At 44.6% G+C, this 17479-nt stretch carries 20 protein-coding genes; 6 read left to right on the forward strand and 14 right to left on the reverse strand.

Annotation, left to right across the window (positions count from 1 at the left end):
* Positions 1 to 138: 138 nt before the first annotated feature.
* On the reverse strand, positions 139 to 585 hold the full coding sequence (locus NST25_RS22335) for an NlpC/P60 family protein (RefSeq protein WP_340394452.1): 447 nt from the start codon (positions 583 to 585) through the stop codon (positions 139 to 141).
* A gap of 243 nt (positions 586 to 828) precedes the next feature.
* Here NST25_RS22335 and NST25_RS22340 point away from each other — a divergent pair, with 243 nt between their 5' ends.
* Both NST25_RS22340 and NST25_RS22345 read left to right on the forward strand, forming a co-directional pair.
* A complete protein-coding gene (locus tag NST25_RS22340; protein WP_340392502.1) occupies positions 829 to 978 on the forward strand; it encodes a hypothetical protein in 150 nt (49 codons plus the stop codon).
* 58 nt (positions 979 to 1036) lie between these two features.
* On the forward strand, positions 1037 to 1459 hold the full coding sequence (locus tag NST25_RS22345; RefSeq protein WP_340392503.1) for a hypothetical protein: 423 nt from the start codon (positions 1037 to 1039) through the stop codon (positions 1457 to 1459).
* Between the two features lie 858 nt (positions 1460 to 2317).
* On the opposite strand, the gene NST25_RS22350 is transcribed toward NST25_RS22345, so the two are convergent.
* Positions 2318 to 3112 (reverse strand): TIGR00266 family protein, encoded by a 795-nt coding sequence (locus NST25_RS22350; protein ID WP_038572584.1) that lies wholly within the window; start codon positions 3110 to 3112, stop codon positions 2318 to 2320.
* Between the two features lie 300 nt (positions 3113 to 3412).
* On the opposite strand from NST25_RS22350, the gene NST25_RS22355 reads away from it, so the two are divergent.
* A complete protein-coding gene (locus NST25_RS22355) occupies positions 3413 to 4309 on the forward strand; it encodes a rhodanese-related sulfurtransferase (RefSeq protein WP_340392504.1) in 897 nt (298 codons plus the stop codon).
* Positions 4310 to 4564: 255 nt separating this feature from the next.
* Here NST25_RS22355 and NST25_RS22360 read toward each other — a convergent pair whose 3' ends face one another.
* The 5 genes from NST25_RS22360 to NST25_RS22380 all read right to left on the reverse strand — a co-directional run bounded on the left by NST25_RS22360 (position 4565) and on the right by NST25_RS22380 (position 9989).
* Positions 4565 to 5236 carry a YitT family protein gene (locus NST25_RS22360; protein ID WP_076130250.1) on the reverse strand — a complete coding sequence of 224 codons (672 nt, stop codon included), beginning with the start codon at positions 5234 to 5236 and terminating at the stop codon, positions 4565 to 4567.
* A gap of 315 nt (positions 5237 to 5551) precedes the next feature.
* Positions 5552 to 6052 (reverse strand): Crp/Fnr family transcriptional regulator, encoded by a 501-nt coding sequence (locus NST25_RS22365; protein ID WP_076134543.1) that lies wholly within the window; start codon positions 6050 to 6052, stop codon positions 5552 to 5554.
* Positions 6053 to 6227: 175 nt separating this feature from the next.
* A complete protein-coding gene (locus tag NST25_RS22370) occupies positions 6228 to 8156 on the reverse strand; it encodes a fructose-specific PTS transporter subunit EIIC (RefSeq protein WP_076279190.1) in 1929 nt (642 codons plus the stop codon).
* A 39-nt stretch (positions 8157 to 8195) separates the two neighbouring features.
* The gene (gene pfkB, locus NST25_RS22375) at positions 8196 to 9107 is read right to left on the reverse strand and encodes a 1-phosphofructokinase (protein ID WP_340392505.1); all 912 of its coding nucleotides are present in this window, start codon (positions 9105 to 9107) and stop codon (positions 8196 to 8198) included.
* Between the two features lie 117 nt (positions 9108 to 9224).
* A complete protein-coding gene (locus NST25_RS22380; protein WP_339244350.1) occupies positions 9225 to 9989 on the reverse strand; it encodes a DeoR/GlpR family DNA-binding transcription regulator in 765 nt (254 codons plus the stop codon).
* A gap of 251 nt (positions 9990 to 10240) precedes the next feature.
* Here NST25_RS22380 and NST25_RS22385 point away from each other — a divergent pair, with 251 nt between their 5' ends.
* Entirely contained in the window at positions 10241 to 10513 is a 273-nt protein-coding gene (locus tag NST25_RS22385) for a hypothetical protein (protein ID WP_076130246.1), read from the forward strand.
* A 190-nt stretch (positions 10514 to 10703) separates the two neighbouring features.
* Complete coding sequence (locus NST25_RS22390; protein WP_076130245.1) at positions 10704 to 11813, forward strand: AI-2E family transporter; 1110 nt, start codon at positions 10704 to 10706, stop codon at positions 11811 to 11813.
* A 110-nt stretch (positions 11814 to 11923) separates the two neighbouring features.
* On the opposite strand, the gene NST25_RS22395 is transcribed toward NST25_RS22390, so the two are convergent.
* From NST25_RS22395 to NST25_RS22405, 3 genes are read right to left on the reverse strand one after another with little or no spacing between them, the layout of a single operon-like run.
* The gene (locus NST25_RS22395; protein WP_036683006.1) at positions 11924 to 12328 is read right to left on the reverse strand and encodes a hypothetical protein; all 405 of its coding nucleotides are present in this window, start codon (positions 12326 to 12328) and stop codon (positions 11924 to 11926) included.
* A 30-nt stretch (positions 12329 to 12358) separates the two neighbouring features.
* The gene (gene ung, locus NST25_RS22400) at positions 12359 to 13027 is read right to left on the reverse strand and encodes a uracil-DNA glycosylase (protein WP_076130244.1); all 669 of its coding nucleotides are present in this window, start codon (positions 13025 to 13027) and stop codon (positions 12359 to 12361) included.
* Positions 13028 to 13071: 44 nt separating this feature from the next.
* Entirely contained in the window at positions 13072 to 13728 is a 657-nt protein-coding gene (locus NST25_RS22405; protein ID WP_076184205.1) for a ribonuclease H family protein, read from the reverse strand.
* Positions 13729 to 13936: 208 nt separating this feature from the next.
* Between NST25_RS22405 and NST25_RS22410 the strand changes: the two genes are divergently transcribed.
* Complete coding sequence (locus tag NST25_RS22410) at positions 13937 to 14530, forward strand: hypothetical protein (RefSeq protein ID WP_076281367.1); 594 nt, start codon at positions 13937 to 13939, stop codon at positions 14528 to 14530.
* Positions 14531 to 14595: 65 nt separating this feature from the next.
* Here NST25_RS22410 and NST25_RS22415 read toward each other — a convergent pair whose 3' ends face one another.
* The 4 genes from NST25_RS22415 to NST25_RS22430 form a co-directional block, all read right to left on the reverse strand.
* Positions 14596 to 15168: a type 1 glutamine amidotransferase family protein gene (locus NST25_RS22415; RefSeq protein ID WP_076184206.1), complete on the reverse strand. Its 573-nt coding sequence runs from the start codon at positions 15166 to 15168 to the stop codon at positions 14596 to 14598.
* Positions 15165 to 16283 carry a hypothetical protein gene (locus NST25_RS22420; RefSeq protein ID WP_340392506.1) on the reverse strand — a complete coding sequence of 373 codons (1119 nt, stop codon included), beginning with the start codon at positions 16281 to 16283 and terminating at the stop codon, positions 15165 to 15167. Before NST25_RS22420 ends, NST25_RS22415 begins: the two co-directional genes overlap by 4 nt.
* A 97-nt stretch (positions 16284 to 16380) precedes the next feature.
* Positions 16381 to 16914: a hypothetical protein gene (locus NST25_RS22425; RefSeq protein ID WP_340392507.1), complete on the reverse strand. Its 534-nt coding sequence runs from the start codon at positions 16912 to 16914 to the stop codon at positions 16381 to 16383.
* Positions 16915 to 17031: 117 nt separating this feature from the next.
* Positions 17032 to 17346 carry a hypothetical protein gene (locus NST25_RS22430; protein WP_076130239.1) on the reverse strand — a complete coding sequence of 105 codons (315 nt, stop codon included), beginning with the start codon at positions 17344 to 17346 and terminating at the stop codon, positions 17032 to 17034.
* Positions 17347 to 17479 lie beyond the last annotated feature (133 nt).

A 17479-nucleotide genomic window follows, 5' to 3' on the forward strand; every position in this document is an offset into this window, starting at 1 on the left:
CAATATAAGGGGGTCTGCCAAATAATATATACACCGTGCATAGGGTTAGTCAAATCGGAAGGAAGAAAAAAGAACCCATGAAGCACCTGTTTACGGCACCTTCTAGGTTCTTGGATAAGTTAGGTTTAAGGATATCAACTAGTCCCATTGTTTCTTCTGAATCCCGACAAGAACTCTCTCTACAGGTGCCCAGCCGATAAGTTCTGGTTGGCTCCAGCCCGGAGCAGCTTGCAGATGGCAAATTTCCATGTAGTGATCTATCCTAACTTTATCCCAGGTATGAATGGCCTCGCCATTCCCAAGGGCCAAAGCTACATGCCCCCAATCCTTAAACTCACCGTCCACCAACCCTGAGCAAGCATAAAAAACAAACGCGCCAGCTGGCGGAGCCCCGGTATTCTTGTGCGCATCGTACAGCTCTGCGGATTCGCGTGCATCGCTGCCTCCCCACATTTCGATCCCATTGCTTCTTTCATATGCATCTTCAACAAAAGCAAGACAACGCAGCGGATACTCCTGCGACCCCAGCCGCTCCTTAGCCCAACAAATAGCACTCTCAATTTCCTTGCCAAATTCCACGTCCATTAGCAATATACATTCCTCCAAAGTACGAAATAGTGTTGAACACATCATAACTGAACCAGCTACTCATGAGCTGGTATTATATAGTTATCAATTAAACTATCCCAATTGTACCTGAGTGGTCATCTACTTCGGCCAACCATTACTTACAAAAACATAAAAAACCGTAAATGAGCATAGCTCATTACGGCTCTAACAAACTATAAATTGGTTTAAAGATACAGGAGTGGTGGTGATAGTGTAGTAGTGGTAGTGGTAGTGGTGGTGGTAGCAGTAGTAGCGATAGCGGTAGTGGAGGACAATGTAAAGTTGATATTGCAGACGCCGAACGGTGATATCCTATCGAACATAAGTAACTTATTGCTTGTTGGAGTAGCTCATCTGCGGGATTTATAGCGTACATCTGACCGTATACGCTCCATCGGCTCCATTCTGCGGGATTTATACCGTACATTTGGCTATATATGCTCCATCGGCTCCATTCTACGGGATTTATACCGTACATCTGACCGTATACGCTCGATCGGCTCCATTCTACGGGATTTATACCGTACATCTGACCGTATACGCTCGATCGGCTTCATTCTGCGGGATTTATACCGTACATCTGACCGTATACGCTCGATCGGCTCTATTCTACGGGATTTATACCGTACATTTGGCTATATATGCTCCATCGGCTCCATTCTACGGGATTTATACCGTACATTTGGCTATATGTGCTCCATCGGCTCTATTCTACGGGATTTATACCGTACATTTGGCTATATGTGCTCCATCGGCTCTATCTGCGGGATTTATACCGTACATTTGGCTATATGTGCTCCATCGGCTCTATCTGCGGGATTTATACCGTACATTTAACAGTGTCGAGTAAATTAAAGGCAGTTTTGCTCTTCTTTCGCGCCACACTAGCTCATTCGAGCAAATCAAAGGCACTTTTGCCCTTCTTTCGCGCCACACTAGCTCATTCGAGTAAATCAAAGGCACTTTTGCCCTTCTTTCGCGCCAAACTAGCTCATTCGAGCAAATCAAAGGCAATTCTGCCCTTCTTTCGCACCACCCTAGCCAATCCGTGCAAATCAAAGGCAATTTCGCCCTACTTTCGCACCAAACTAGCTCATTCGAGCAAATCAAAGGCAATTCTGCCCTTCTTTCGCACCACACTAGCCAATCCGTGCAAATCAAAGGCACTTTTGCTCTTCTTTCGCACCACACTAGCTAATACGTGCAAATCAAAGGCACTTTTGCCCTTCTTTCGCGCGATACTAGCTCATTCGAGTAAATCAAAGGCATTTTTGCCCTTCTTTCACGCGATACTAAACCTTTACAGCAAAACAAGGGCATTTCTACCCTTGTTTCACCACACCCTATAGCGCCACCGCTGAAACGACGCGTCCTCTTGTAATGTTGTATACCTCGTATGTTCCTTATTTCGCACGCTCTTTGCTTCATATGCTCAGCATTTCCACGCTCACTCCACATTTCGCACGCTCTCTGCTTCATATGCTCAGCATTTCCACGCTCACTCCATATTTCGCACGCTCTTTGCTTCATATGCTCAGCATTTCCACGCTCACTCCACATCTCGCACGCTCTTTGCCTCATATGCTCAGCATTTCCACGCTCACTCCACATTTCGCACGCTCTCTGCCTCATCTACTCAGCACTTCGCACGCTCACTCAACATTCCATTGTCCTCTACTTCCACGCTGTGCAATGCGCTCACGCAGACTTATCTACCATCCAGCAAATTGCCGAGTCCGCCAAGTACGCTTCCTTCTTCTTTCCGACCGCTGTTGCCGGCAGCGGACAGGATGCGATCGGCCATTCGGCTGAATGGCAGCGACTGTACCCACACCTTGCCGGGTCCGCGCAACGTTGCGAAGAACAGGCCTTCGCCGCCGAACAGCGCGGTTTTGACCCCTTTTACAAACTCAATATTATAATCCACCGAAGACGTCATAGCGACTAGACAGCCAGTGTCCAGCTTAAGCGTCTCTCCCGGTTGAAGTGTGCGTTCCATAACATAACCGCCAGAGTGTACAAATGAAAGTCCGTCACCCTCCAGCTTTTGCATAATAAAACCTTCACCACCAAAAAAGCCGGTACCCAGCTTACGCTGAAATTCAATACCGATTGAAACGCCCTTTGCCGCGCAAAGGAATGAATCCTTTTGACAGATGATTTTTCCACCGTATTGCTGCAGGTCGAGCGGGATGATTTTGCCTGGGTACGGAGCAGCAAAGGTGACACTTTTACGTCCATAAGAACCACTGTGTGTAAAGACGGTCATAAACAAGCTTTCACCTGTCAACAGACGTTTGCCCGCGCCCATCAGCTTCCCCATCAAGCCACTTCCACGCGAGCCTCCGCTGCCGTCGCCAAATATCGTCTCCATTGTTATTTCCTGATCCATCATCATGAAGCTCCCGGCTTCGGCAATTACACTCTCTCCTGGGTCAAGCTGCACCTCTACACACTGTATTTCCTCACCCATAATGGCATAATCAATCTCATGAGCACTCATCCCGCAGTTCCTCCTTATAATTAAAGTCAACATGTGACTTATGAATGAAAATATATACGTGCGTGGCGATTCACGGTTTCGCTAATCCTAACTATCCATGAAAACCGCCTATATTCAGCAAAAAAATCAACCAGAGGTTCTGGCTGACCTTAATCCGGTATCCCTGAAAAATGTTATTTATTCCAGCTTTCTTCAGGTTACTGTACCACATCTCTTGTCAATACTTGATAATATGTTACAATACTTTTTATACTTAAATGTTTATTTAGTAGTCTAATTCTAATGATAAAGGTGAAATGAATGAATCCACAATCGGAATATGCAATTCTGCTATACTATAAATTTGTAAAAGTGCCGGATGCAGAACAATTCGCCCAGGAGCATTTGACTTACTGCAAAGAGCTTGATGTAAAGGGACGAATTCTCATCTCAGATGAAGGCATTAACGGAACACTATCAGGTACGGTTGCCCAAACCGAGCAATACATGAAGGATTTGCGCGCAAACCCTCTGTTTAGCGACATCATCTTCAAGATCGATGAGGCTGAGGGTCATGCCTTCAAAAAGATCTTCGTTCGTTATAAAAAAGAACTCGTGACGTTCCGGGTCGAGGATGAACTGGACCCTAACGTGATTACCGGAAAGCATCTGGCGCCTAAAGATTTCTATGAAATGATGCAGCGCGACGATGTGGTGATTCTGGATGGTCGTACCGGTTACGAATTCGATCTTGGTCATTTCCGCGGCTCCATCCGCCCCGAAGTAGACAGCTTCAAAGAATTCCCGGACTGGATTCGCGAGAATATGAGCGACCTTAAGGATAAACCAATCCTGACCTACTGTACAGGCGGGATCCGCTGCGAGAAATTAAGCGGGTTTATGATGAAGGAAGGTTTTGGACAGGTGTACCAGCTGGATGGCGGCATTGTGACTTACGGTAAAGACCCTGAGGTACAGGGCCAACTGTTTGATGGAAAATGTTATGTCTTCGATGAGCGGATTTCCGTACAGATTAATCATACCGACGAGGATATCGTTGTCGGACGATGCCATCACTGCGGTCAGCCAGCTGACCAATTTATCAATTGTGCTAACGATGCTTGTCATCTTCAGCATATTTGCTGTGAGGACTGTGAAACACAGCACAGTGGTCATTGCTCGGACGAATGCGAAGCTATCACGAATGCTGTGGGCTAAATAAAAGGACAAGCTGGCCGCAAATGTTTCTGCACGATTCAATTACGAGCACTAGTGAGTCTTAAGTTAACTAAAAGGTGGCGTACAGGATTTTCACTGTACGCCACCTTTTGTTATGAGCGAAACGTCCGAGCAACGCCCCTAAAGACTACACCCTTTAAATTACGTCATATCCAGCAAAAAAAAGTCAACCAGAAACTCTGGCTGACCTTAAATGTAGTATATCCCCGAATAAGCTGTTTATACCAGCCTTCTTCACATTACCGTACCATCATGCGGTTTACGCAGTGTAGATTGAATCTTTGGCGCCTTCACTAGCTTTGGTTTGCCTAAAGAGGTTGTAAAGGTGATCACATAGCCGGCTACGACTACTGCCATCACTGTATACATCGTTTCTTTAACAGGCATATAAAAGAGTGATAGTGCCAGAACGATTACATCCATCATGATGAATACCGTACCTACTTTGATTCCCTTCCATTCACTAACCAGCAGCGACAAAATATCGTCTCCACCGCTAGCCCCGCCACTCCGCAGGATAATTCCCGCTCCTAAACCTGTCAGTACGCCGGACAAAAGAGCTGCTAATGCCAAATTGTCCTGCAAGTTGATGACCAAACCGGAATAACGTTCCATGAGACCATAGAAGATTGTAAAAGCTCCTACAGAAACAAAAGTGTTGCACACGAACGCTTTCCCTTTGAACATCCATGCTATCAAGAGTACTGGAACGTCTAGAAGCAGAGTTGAAATCGAAGGTGAAATTCCTAATACGTATTTGCCAAGCAGCGATAATCCTACGAATCCGCCCTCTGACAAATGATTCTGAAAATTGATGTGATAATAAGTAAATGCAAGCAAAAATGTTCCAAACAAAATGACTGTCAATCGGAGCAGTACATTCACTCCGTAATTGTGGTTCCTCATACAGGTCTCCCCTTATCGTATATGGCGGCTAGACGTCCCACCAACCTCTACGACGGGTAAAACCGGAGGTATTGCTCCTTCGCATATATATACTCCTTCCCCTCGCAGAGGCGGTTCGTCAAGTAACAACGGTTTACGCACCTTCTACAGGGAAGCTAAGTATAAGACAGATCATAACGTTTCCAAATCGTCCTTTGGGGAATCGTCCTTCGGGGACACATGGTATCCTGATCCTTTCTCTAATTTGATAAGTTCTGTTTACATTATACCACGGAGCCACCCTACTCTAAACAGTTTGCCAGAAAAAAGCAGGAATCACTCTGTACTCCGCAGCAAACGGTTGATTGTTTCACGTCTTACACCGATCAATTGTCCTATTTCTTCCTGGGTCAATAACTCTGTTAGCGCTGCGCCATGAGAGTAGTCATTAAACCAGCGGGTTAGCAATTCCATACGTTCTGCAGGTGTACCTACAGTAAGATGATCCAGCCGTGTCTGCATAAACCGCACCTTCTCCTGAAGCAGTCTGGCGATTTCCATCGCTTGACCAGAATCATCCCGCAGTTGTTGATACCATTCTGCTGATGGAACTGCCTCCACCTCGCTCTTCATCATCGCAACTGCCGTTCCATGCGCCTCCTTTGGCGAAATGAGTGAATGATGGGGAACCATCTCACCGGGATACAGGATGTTGAATAACACCATGTTCCCATTCTCATGAAGTCTTGTGACCTTGAACAGCCCGCTTTTTACCTTAAATAAAAAATCACAGCTGTCTCCTTGGCGGAACAAGACTTCCCCCTTATGTAATATCATCTCGCTCGCTCCTTTTCCTTCTGATTATATATATTTTCAATTATATAAAATTAAACCTCATTTATGGAGATAAATCTACCTATGGGCGAGGAGGTGGGTGATTAAAATCCATGCAAAAACTGCTGGGTGCCAGAATGAAAATTCTGGCACCCAGCAGTTCAATTTATTTATAAAGTTACTTTGCTTCAAGCGGTTTCTTCCATAATCCGAGCATCAATCCGGAGATGACCGAACCGATCAGAACAGCTAAGAGGAACAACAGCGCGTGGCTTGAAAGGGCAGCTACAAAGATCCCGCCATGCGGAGCCGGCACGTTGATATTCCAAAGCTGTGTAAGACCTCCAGCAACGGCCGAACCAAGAATACAAGAGGTTAGGACACGAAGCGGATCGGCTGCGGCGAATGGAATGGCCCCTTCCGTAATGAACGATAAGCCCAGCACATAGTTCGTTAAGCCTGATTTACGTTCTTCTTCTGTGAATTTATTCTTAAAGAAAGTAGAAGCCAGTGCTATTGCAAGTGGAGGCACCATCCCCCCCGCCATTACAGCAGCCATCATGAAGCCGTTGGTATTGCCACTGGTAGTGAATACACCGATGGCAAAAGTATAAGCAGCTTTATTGAAAGGTCCACCCATATCTATGGCCATCATGCCACCGAGAACCAGACCCAGAATAACAGCATTAACAGTTCCAAGATCATTAAGCCAATCAATCAGTCCTACATTGATCCAGCTAAAGACCGGATCGAACAGGTAATACATCAATCCACCGGTAATTAGAAGCCCGAATACCGGATATAACAGGATCGGCTTCAGTCCGTCAAGTGTTTTAGGCAGTCCTGCAAATACTTTACGTAATCCGATAATTACATAACCCGCCAAGAAACCAGCAGCCAGCCCGCCGAGGAACCCAGCGTTGGAATTCAAGGCCATGTAACCCCCAACCATACCTGGCATCAGAGCCGGACGATCACCAATGCTAAGCGCTATAAATCCAGCAAGGACTGGAATTAGGAAATGGAAGGCACCATCTCCACCACCAATTGTCTGCAGTAACTGGAACAGCGGATGATCTGCTCCACCTACTTGTTCAATCAGGAAGGAGATTGCTAGCAGAATACCGCCACCGACTACAAACGGGAGCATGTGGGAGATCCCATTCATTAAGTCCTTATATATTTTACTGCCGATACTGCCGGATTTCTCTTTAGACCCTTCGTCATTGCCACCGCGACCTTCATTGTGATAAATCGGCGCTTCCCCATTCATAGCTTTACGAATAAGCTCTTCCGACTTACGGATGCCATCACTTACAGGTCTTTGCAGTACAGGCTTACCGTCAAAACGGGCCATTTCCACCTTTTTATCAGCTGCAACAATTACACCGCTTGCACGCCGAATCTCATCAGGGGTAAGTACGTTTTTGGCCCCTTCTGAACCATTCGTCTCTACACGGATATTAACTCCCATTTCCAGAGCTTTTTTCTTAAGGGCATCTTCAGCCATAAAAGTGTGTGCAATGCCTGTAGGACAAGCAGTTACAGCTACGACAAAAGCTTGGGAATCCGGGTTGCCCACGATTACACGTTCAGGCTCTGACTTCGCGGCAGTTTCAGCGGCTTCGTTCTCTTTCTCCTTAGCTTCACCTTCCGCCTGCTTGGCATCAAACAAAGCTGATACCTCGTCAGGAGTCTGAGTATTCATAAGCTGTTCAATGAACTCGCTATCGATCAGTAGTCTGGACAATGAGGCCAGTGTACGAAGATGCATATTGCCTGCTCCTTCTGGAGCGGCAATCATAAAGAAGATACGTGCTGGCTCATCATCAAGGGATTCAAACTCCACTCCCTTTGCGCTCTTAGCAAATACAACCGTCGCTTCATTTACCGCTTTAGTCTTAGCGTGCGGCATTGCAATGCCGCCGCCAATCCCAGTGCTGGACTGCTCTTCGCGCTTCAGAATCATCTCTTTAAAAAGGATCGGATCATTAATTCGGCCACTTGCAGCAAGACTCGCAATCAATTCATCAATTGCAGCTTCCTTAGTTGTAGCTTTTAGATCCATGATCATCGTTTCTTTTATCATTAAATCCGTTATTCTCATCATGCTCAAACTCCCTTAAGTACTTTGAATGCTGTCGGCTTACACTTCTGAGATTTGGATCAGCGGTCTCAGCTGTTCAATGAATTCTCTGTCCGCTAAGTCATCAGAGAATGCGGTTGCACTGCCCGAGGCAACGCCTGCACGGAACGCCTCCAACAAGTCTCCTGTCAAAGACAGTGTCCCTACAAAACCAGCGATCATGGAATCTCCTGCACCTACAGAATTTTTCACTTTACCTGATGGTGCGTTGGCGTGGTATACCTCTTGCTCCGTAATGAACAAAGCCCCTTCACCCGCCATGGAAACCAGTACATTTTTCGCTCCTGCATCCAGCAGCTTGCGTCCATAAGTAATAATCTCTTCCCTCGTATCTATGGTTACGCCGAACAGCTCTGCGAGCTCATGATGGTTCGGTTTAACCAGCAATGGCTGATACGCCAGTGCTTTTTGAAGTGCAGCACCAGTAGTGTCAATGACGAATTCCGCTCCGCTCTGTTTGCACACAGCTATAAGCTTGTCATAGAAATCTGCACCCAGTGATGGGGGAACGCTTCCCGACAAAATCACTACATCCTCCGCGTTCAGGGCAGCCAGCTTTTGCAATAGTGTATTGGCTTCAGGATCATGAATGACGGGTCCAACACCGTTAATCTCCGTTTCCTCTCCATGCTTGAGCTTGATATTAATCCGCGTATCATCAGAAACAAACACGAAATCGCTTGAAATTGACTCTTCGTGTAACCAATCCTCAATATATCGGCCGGTGAAGCCTCCAAGGAATCCCATAGCCTTATTCTGAACCCCAAGCTGATTAAGCACTCGGGATACGTTAATTCCCTTCCCTCCCGGAAGCTTCAAATCACGTTTCATCCGGTTCAAGTCACCCAGTCTCAAATCTTCCACTTCCACGATATAATCAATGGAAGGATTAAGCGTTACAGTATAGATCATGATTATCCCTCAATTATGTTGGTTTTCTAAGCCATAGATTACCGATCACAAGTACGGCATCTGTAATTTCTCCAAACGATCACACGGTAATTCATAATTGCTTATCCTATATAAAATTTATACCAGCGTGAAATCCACACCCAATTGCGTGATCTCACGGATGAATTTGTCAGACGCTCCTGAATCTATAATGCAATGATCCATTTCCGTCACATCTGCAACCTTGCTAAAGGATATCTGCCCCAGCTTACTGTGATCTGCCAGTAGAATAACTTGCTTGGCGACTGCGATCATTTTGCGTTTTGTAGCTGCCTCTAACATGTTCGGAGTTGTGATGCCTTCCCGCAAATCCAGTCCATTAGTGGCAAGAAAAGTTTTATCTACTCTCACCATATCTAAGGAACGTTCTGTCATCGGTCCAACAAAAGCCATCGTATCCGGGCGAAGCATACCGCCTGTAATTGAGACTTCGATATTGCGGCAATCCCGCAGCTCATTCAGCGCCATAATCGAGTTCGTAATGACTTTGATATTCGAAAAGTTCTTCAGCTCTCTGGCAATCTGCAGTGTTGTTGTTCCTGCATCAAGCAGTATTGCGTCCCCCTCCTGAATCATCTCCACGGCCTTACGGGCAATCCGTTGCTTCTCATCCAATAAATGGTCTTCCTTATCAGGATAAGCCGCTTCAAAATTGACGCTCTGCAGGGAAACCGCTCCGCCATGAGTACGCTTTAATAGCTTGGCTTCTTCCAGCTCCTTCAGATCACGGCGCACAGTAGACTCAGATACGCCCATTTCCTGACTTAGCTCCTGTACAGAAGCTCTGGAGTTCTTTTCCACAAAAAGCACGATTTTTTGTTTTCTCTCTTCCTCAAACATCATCGTGGCTCGCTCCTTTATGTGACAGCGCGACCTGTGCAATTCCTTGCGCTCATCTATGAATTTTCTTGACCGTTAATTGATTATATGTGACCGTTATTGATCGTTTGTGCTCGTTTATGATTTTAACAGCGTTTTCATCCTGTGTAAAGTGCTAAAAAGAGACAGTGCAAAATTACATCCGAATTGCCTATCTCATATGCGGCATTTATAACATATTAATAATACATACCGGGAAAAGCGGGTGATCAGAAATGGCCAATGGAAGAAACAGCGGGAGAAATAAAGGCAACAGCAATGCTAATAAGAATGGGACCACCAATAACAATAATCCAGTGGAATCCGCAGAACTTAGCGCTGAGGATTATGAGATCATCGCAGCTGGACTTGTAGCCTTAGGTGAGATTTTTTCCTTTTTATCTCTTGTTAAAGCAAGACAAGTTACCAAAGAAACCGGAGGCGAAGATGTAGTTCCTGAAATCTTCACTTTATCCACTAGAAAATCTCATAGACGAAAGTCAAGATAATCTGTGAAAAAGCAGAGAAATAGTTATACCCCCTTGTTAAATTGCGAACTTTTTACTTGGCGTAACCTTTGTAACTAGAACCTCTATATGGGTATGCCAAGAACTACCTAAAAGGAATTGCCCGCTTTTGAATCAATACTTGTAAATTAGGGTTATTAAACTACATAGACATAAATTTGAATTTTGGGGGATGTTTTTATTGCCACAACAGAAGTATTTTCGGACAAGCCTTGCTATTATCGCCTTTTTACTGATTTTGTACTTAGGCTCCAAAGTAATGTTTCTCTTCGCCCCACTGGGTGCCATTTTCAAATTATTACTTGTTCCCATGATGTTATCAGGGTTCATGTACTACCTGCTGCGTCCGTTAGTAAGAATCCTTGAGAAAAGAAAATTAAACCGGGCGTTCTCCATCCTGCTCATTTATTTTCTGATTGCCGGCTTGTTCGTTCTCTTCTGGATTCTAGTCTGGCCGACACTTCAAGAACAAATTCAGAACTTTATTGATAACACTCCTTACCTCGTGCAAGGTTTGCAGGATCAGTTCAATGCATTGAGGGAGAATCCGACACTTTCGCGTTTTTTCAAAGGGGATTCCGACGTCGCAGCCCGTTTATCAGAATTTCTTAGCGATACTATTACCTGGGTTACCAATTCCATGTCCAATTTGATCGGCGTTGTATCCAGCATTGTAGTGTTAATCGCAACTTTGCCCATCATTCTGTACTACATGCTAAAAGATGACTATAAGCTATCGCCTAAGCTTCAAGGCTTAATTCCGAGAAAATATCGTAAGGAAGGGCAAGAGATGTTTGGAGATATCGACAGCGCCTTAAGCAGCTTCATCGTCACACGCGTGGTGCTAAATGTCGTACTCGGTATTATGTTATATATAGGGTTCCTTATCATCGGACTGCCTTACTCCCTGTTGCTCGCCGTAATTTCAGTGCCCCTTAACTTCATTCCATATGTGGGATCATTCTTAGCAGCGATTCCGGTAATTATAGTGGGTTTCATTGAATCACCGACGATGGCCATATGGTCCCTGGTTGTAATCTTCATTGCCCAGCAGATCCAGGATAATGTACTCTCACCGATTATTTACGGAAAATCATTGGATGTTCATCCACTGACTACGGTCATCCTTGTCCTTATAGGTGGAGACTTCTACGGTATTATCGGAGTTCTTATTGCGCTCCCTGTTTATATGATTATAAAAATTGTTTTCCTGCGCGTGTATGAGATTATTATTGCAGACCGGATAGATGAAACTGAGCCTATCAAAAAAGAGGAGCTATAACGGTTGTAATCTACTTCGTGAACGGGCGGAGCTTATCTATAAAATAAAAAAGGGTACGTCTCCAATCACTCGGAGTCGTACCCTTTTTTATTCTTTACAGGTGCCTGAAATCACCCTCGTAAAGAACGAACTACAAAGATGTGATTGCCCTTCATCAGGTTTTGGCCGTTCTGAAGAGTAACTGAACCTTTCGTATGTGAGGTAATAATCGTATTAAAGGCAATAAGCTGATCTTCTTTCCAGACGCTAACCGCCGATTTAAAATACACTGCATTGTCAAATTGCTGCCGATCCCTCATCACATAACCCACGGAATGGAGAACTGGAGGCAGCGCTCTTTCTTTTGGAGCCAGAGCCTTAATAACAACAATATCCCGAAACGGCACAGCAATTTCCTGATGGCCAATCACCGCCACCGATGCGGAAAGGTCCCATTTGCGCAGGATTCCCTTCATAATGGTATAAGGTTTCTCTCCGCAGTACATTATAACGGGTTTACCTACCCAATGCTTCATAGCTACCTCCCCTTCGCATCACTCCATAAATTATAAGTCCGGAATGAACCAATCTATTCCTGCCATTCCCTGCGACTCTAAAAATTGATTGGTCTTTGAGAACGGACGACTGCCAAAAAATCCACGATGCGATGAAAGTGGGCTTGGATGAGGCGATTGCAGCACCTTATGCCGGCTTTGGTCGATGAAGGCGCCTTTTTTCTGCGCATGACTTCCCCATAATATAAACACCATGGGCGTAGATCTTTCATTTAGCTTTTGCATAATAGTGTCTGTGAATGTCTCCCAGCCCAGACCTTTATGCGAACCAGCCTCACCCTCACGTACCGTCAGCACGGTGTTCAGCAACAACACTCCCTGCTCTGCTAAGTGCAGTAAAGAGCCGTGGTTCGGAACAGGCACACCGACGTCCTCTTTCAGCTCTGCATAAATATTGCGCAGTGACGGAGGGATACGTACCCCCGGATTGACAGAGAAGCTTAGTCCGTGCGCTTGTCCGGGACCATGATAAGGATCTTGACCTAAAATAACTACACGGGTCTCCTTATAAGGCGTTAATTTCAATGCTGTGAACAATAATTCTTTGGGCGGATAAACGGTATGTTCCTTATATTCTTGTGTTAGTGCGTCCATTAATTTTAGAAAATAGGGCTTTTGCATTTCATCCTGCAATACCTCATCCCAATCGTTGCCAAACATCCCCAAACTCCTCCTTTAACCGAAACCATAGCGATATAGCTTTTTTATTTCCGACCATAATCCGCTTTGATCTCGCCCCACTCTTTGGTCTGCCACTTGAGCACCTTATTGTCATATGTATTGGTTTGCAACCAACGCTCTGCCCGATCAATAAGCACCCAAATTTCCTCTGTTGAAGAATCGCGCGGCAAGGTTGTTGCCACCTTCTTCTGCTTCACCCACTTCATTGCATTTACTGAATCACTGTAGACCGTTTTATCGCTTCCCTCTTTCTTCAACAACGCCAAGGCATGAACAATCGCTAAAAATTCGCCTAAATTATTAGTGCCCTTTTTGATCGGACCACAGGAGAAAATGATATCTCCCGTTTGTGTATCTACACCCTTATATTCAACAGGCCCCGGATTACCACGAGTCCCCACATCTACTGAAATACTGTTGTAATCAATCTCCTCAGAGGTCTCTACTGTAGCACTGCGTTTAAAAGAACTAGTCCCCTTAGACTTTGCTGCTCCAGCTGCCCCTGTTCCCCAATTCCCCTTCCAGCCCGCTTTATATGCCGCATCAGCTGCTGCTTTAGATTCATAGGATTTATATTTTGCACCGGTATAATGATCTGTCTGTGCCTGGCATTCTGCCCAAGTGCTATAGACTCCCGGTTGTTTACCTTCCCAGACTACATAATATTTCTGTTTGGCCATGGATAATGCTCCTTTTCTACTGCCTGTACTTATTGTAATCCATATTGCTCGTGAATTCATCGGATAAATCACATTTTTCAGGTCATACTATACGCCAGAGATGTCCAGGCCTATATTACCATTTGTAGATTGATTGGTAAATTACTAACTAATCACTCTATAGTAAGCTCGAAGGATATCAGTACAATTACTTAGGGAGGTTATACAGATGAGAAAGATAGTAAGTGTTGCTGCGGTATTTGCTTTTGTGTTAATGGTCGGATGTGGAAATGCAACAAACAATGCCAATAATGCTACTGCAACAAGCACTCCTGAGAACACGAATAATGCGGGAACCACTAATAATACAGGCACGGCTAATAATCAAAATAACACCACAGATGCTGTAACCTCAGCTTCCGTAGTAGATAATGAAGAAGCCTTCAAACGCGCCATCAGTCCAGAAGGAACCTGGATTGCTGCTACACTTAAAGACTTAACCTTCACCGAAGATCTCGTGGTGGATGGAGAATTCATGAATAAAGAGGAACCCGCCAGAAAAATTGCTCTATACACACAAGATGCGGATCACAACATCACCAACTCCTTTAAACTGACTGCTCCAAAATTGACCATCAAGAGTAAAAACGCCCGCATCCAAGGCGGCACTTTTATTGGAGATGTATACGTAGAAGCGGATGGATTTACCCTGGTGAACGCAACCGTTGAAGGCAATGTCTACTTCGCAAACGATCAATATAAATCCACCTTTAATTCATCCGATCAAGGAAAAGTAACTGGTGTTACAGAAGTGAAAAAATAAACTTCAACCTCAAAAAGGTGATCTCAAGTCGTTAAGACTTGAGATCACCTTTTTTATATACACCCTTATTCTTGATAAAAACCATCTTTGAAAAAGTTGTACCATCCCTCGACGGTTTCGATTGGGAAACCCTCTAACTTCTTCATAACTTCCCTTGCAAATTCTAAAGAAGCTGTGCCATTAGCTGTAATAATATATTCACTCGAAACTGCCTGTTTTTCTATATAATTTGCTTCTCCTTTATAATTAGGAGCATTTTGTTTTAAATAATCCAATGAATTTCCGGTATGCGGTATGTTGTCTAAATAGCCATGTTCAGCCAAAAAAGTTGTAGCGTCACATATAGCGGCTATAGGCACACTCTCCTGCAGACATTTTTCAATCACTGGAGTAATAGCTGAATTATCTTTCCAGCCTGTGCCCCCGATTAAAATCAACATTTCATACTGAGCAGGTAAACTGTCTAAAGTATAGTCAGGTACAACAGTAAATCCACCCATAGATTTGACATTGTCGCTAGTTAGAGCAACTGTTCTTACTTTATATTCACTTTCCTGCTTATTTAGTTCGGCACTAATATATCCGCTTTCCCAATCAGCGTAGCCATTGGATAGAAACATCAAAACTTCTTTTTTCATATATTAGCACTCCCTTTAAGTTCTAACGCCACTTCCGCCACTTCTCGCCCATTTACCAGCAGCACAATCCGGTGCTCTCCTGGATAATGACGCCGAGTTGTTAAATCAGCCCAACGATGTGTCCGTTTACCTGATAGAATTGTACCTCCAGGTACGGTCTTATCCGATAACAAAAAAGATTTACGGGAGGTTCGACCTGCCGCTTTCACGAAATAGATTCCGTATTCAATCCGAATCCGTGCCGGAGCTCCCTCACGAACTTGAAGCTTATACTGTAATTCGGAGCTTTCGCCAATGGTCAGGATTGAAGGTTCCAATAGAATGAAGGCACTCGTTATAAGTGGAGCAGCTTCGTCCGTCTGCTCTGCGTATCCGAATAAAGCCATAATCTCTGGCTCAGCTTTACGAATCAAAGAACGGCAGCCGTGCCGCACAATCCAGTCTGTATCGGGATGTGTACCCTTCCAGCGCCGAGCGGTACCGAGCACCACTTCCGGATGATCCTTTGCAATATCATTCAAATGATTAGCGACACTTTTACGCACATACAGGGATGTATCCGCCTTAAGCTGCTCAAGTACAGGTAATACCGGCGCTGGGTCAAGCTTGAACATGGGGAGCGCCTGTCCCCAAGGCAGACGAGGCCGACAGCCCTCACTAGCCAGCCTACGTACATGCTCATCAGGGTGCTTCGCCCATATCTGCATTTGAGCCATCATCCGCTCTGGTTCCCGTAAGAGAAACGGCCTAACTGCAAATTCAGCCGATGATTTCGCTGTGAAACTTTCCAGCGCCTGCATAGACAACTCCCAATGTTCGTCTCCTTGGCCATATACCTCAACGAAATCCGGAAAAATCAAATAAGGAAATCCTACACAATCTTCAGCAATGGCGAATAGAATAGCCAGCGCTTCCTCATAAGGAAGCTTTAAGTGGCTGCCCAACGTCTCGGTGATCCGCCGCATTCTAGCCTTCAGCTCAAGCGTTTCCCACGGTTCAGTCATGGCTGAGCTTACAAATGCCTCAGTCTCGAAGACATTATGTACGCCACGAATCTTTTCGCCGAACTCACGCAGAAATTGTTCATTGTACATTGCTTTTAAAGGTTCAGCCATTCGATAATCCCTCATTTTCTTCTTTAGATCAGCAGACTTGATTCTGTCAGGAAATCGTAGCACAGCCAATTTGACAACAGTATGTCAACTTTGGCAGCTAAGAATTAATAAGTACCTTTACCTCTTCAATCCCTTGTTGGGCTCGACTGTTTAACGCGCGCTTATCTTTAAGGTTATGTTCTTTAAGTTCGTGTCCAGGATCAATGACCAGCGGCTGTGAGATTACATCCTCGAGAATTTGCACAGCAACCTTACAGCCTTGAAATAACAGTTCTTTTGTGATCACTTGGTTATGAGAACGAATGATTCCAAGCATTTTTTCCGCATAAATCAGTCTAACCAAACTATCTGCGCTCATAATATTCCGCGAAGCAAAAGAAGCCACTTTTTCCACAATCCAGCTATCCTGATAATTCCGCGAGATGGATTCCAGTATCGTAATCGCATCCCGGTCCCGTATCGACAACTGCTTGACGTGCTCCATAGCCCATTCCTGCAGCCATTCCAGCTCCACTTCTCTTGGAATTTCAAAACTCTTGTACTCCTTAAGTACTCCTGCTTTATGCATATTTAAAAAATGACCCAAAAACTGAATGTACAGCTCCTTGGCTCTTTGTGTCGGTTCTGTCATCTGGCAATCATCCTTTCATTATCCAAATCATATCCATTCCCCGGTTTCTTTTCAAATTAAAATAAAAAAGGACAGGTAGCGAAATCATCGCAATACCTGCCCTTTAATAACTTCGGGTTATGGTAAATAGTTTGCTTCAACCGGAGGGGTTTTCTCCACTATTTTCAGTTCTAGTCCTCCGAATCTCTTCGCCAGCTTGTTATATACCAGCGCTACCAGCATACCCACCAATCCATAAATGAGTATCAAAATAACCGGCATAATCAAATAAGGGATACCCATAACAACAATAAACGTCTCTTTAATGATAAGCCCGACCACCACCATCCCTAGACCTACTATAAACAATAGCAATGTAGGAATGATCATAAAATAGATAGTTGTTTTAAAAAAACTCTTTTTGTTAATTTCCAGCACTTCATAGTCTTTCATTATGTAATCCCCTTAATTTATTTAGAGTGGTAAAATTACCCTCTTCGTTTCATTAAAGACGATCTTAAATACAATTTCAACCAAATTTCTCATATTTTCGACTTTTACCAAAGAATTCTTCCTAAAACTCAAC

It is taken from the genome of Paenibacillus sp. FSL E2-0190, assembly GCF_037992965.1.
In the GTDB taxonomy this organism is placed as follows: domain Bacteria; phylum Bacillota; class Bacilli; order Paenibacillales; family Paenibacillaceae; genus Paenibacillus_AQ; species Paenibacillus_AQ odorifer.

What these genes read in the sequence shown, in the direction of transcription:
- NST25_RS22335 (WP_340394452.1), bottom strand. Translation starts at nt 585, where the DNA reads ATGGACGTGGAATTTGGCAAGGAAATTGAGAGTGCTATTTGTTGGGCT.
- NST25_RS22350 (WP_038572584.1), bottom strand. Translation starts at nt 3,112, where the DNA reads ATGAGTGCTCATGAGATTGATTATGCCATTATGGGTGAGGAAATACAG.
- NST25_RS22355 (WP_340392504.1), top strand. Translation starts at nt 3,413, where the DNA reads ATGAATCCACAATCGGAATATGCAATTCTGCTATACTATAAATTTGTA.
- NST25_RS22360 (WP_076130250.1), bottom strand. Translation starts at nt 5,236, where the DNA reads ATGAGGAACCACAATTACGGAGTGAATGTACTGCTCCGATTGACAGTC.
- NST25_RS22365 (WP_076134543.1), bottom strand. Translation starts at nt 6,052, where the DNA reads ATGATATTACATAAGGGGGAAGTCTTGTTCCGCCAAGGAGACAGCTGT.
- NST25_RS22370 (WP_076279190.1), bottom strand. Translation starts at nt 8,156, where the DNA reads ATGAGAATAACGGATTTAATGATAAAAGAAACGATGATCATGGATCTA.
- pfkB (WP_340392505.1), bottom strand. Translation starts at nt 9,107, where the DNA reads ATGATCTATACTGTAACGCTTAATCCTTCCATTGATTATATCGTGGAA.
- NST25_RS22380 (WP_339244350.1), bottom strand. Translation starts at nt 9,989, where the DNA reads ATGATGTTTGAGGAAGAGAGAAAACAAAAAATCGTGCTTTTTGTGGAA.
- NST25_RS22385 (WP_076130246.1), top strand. Translation starts at nt 10,241, where the DNA reads ATGGCCAATGGAAGAAACAGCGGGAGAAATAAAGGCAACAGCAATGCT.
- NST25_RS22390 (WP_076130245.1), top strand. Translation starts at nt 10,704, where the DNA reads ATGTTTTTATTGCCACAACAGAAGTATTTTCGGACAAGCCTTGCTATT.
- NST25_RS22395 (WP_036683006.1), bottom strand. Translation starts at nt 12,328, where the DNA reads ATGAAGCATTGGGTAGGTAAACCCGTTATAATGTACTGCGGAGAGAAA.
- ung (WP_076130244.1), bottom strand. Translation starts at nt 13,027, where the DNA reads ATGTTTGGCAACGATTGGGATGAGGTATTGCAGGATGAAATGCAAAAG.
- NST25_RS22405 (WP_076184205.1), bottom strand. Translation starts at nt 13,728, where the DNA reads ATGGCCAAACAGAAATATTATGTAGTCTGGGAAGGTAAACAACCGGGA.
- NST25_RS22410 (WP_076281367.1), top strand. Translation starts at nt 13,937, where the DNA reads ATGAGAAAGATAGTAAGTGTTGCTGCGGTATTTGCTTTTGTGTTAATG.
- NST25_RS22415 (WP_076184206.1), bottom strand. Translation starts at nt 15,168, where the DNA reads ATGAAAAAAGAAGTTTTGATGTTTCTATCCAATGGCTACGCTGATTGG.
- NST25_RS22420 (WP_340392506.1), bottom strand. Translation starts at nt 16,283, where the DNA reads ATGGCTGAACCTTTAAAAGCAATGTACAATGAACAATTTCTGCGTGAG.
- NST25_RS22425 (WP_340392507.1), bottom strand. Translation starts at nt 16,914, where the DNA reads ATGACAGAACCGACACAAAGAGCCAAGGAGCTGTACATTCAGTTTTTG.
- NST25_RS22430 (WP_076130239.1), bottom strand. Translation starts at nt 17,346, where the DNA reads ATGAAAGACTATGAAGTGCTGGAAATTAACAAAAAGAGTTTTTTTAAA.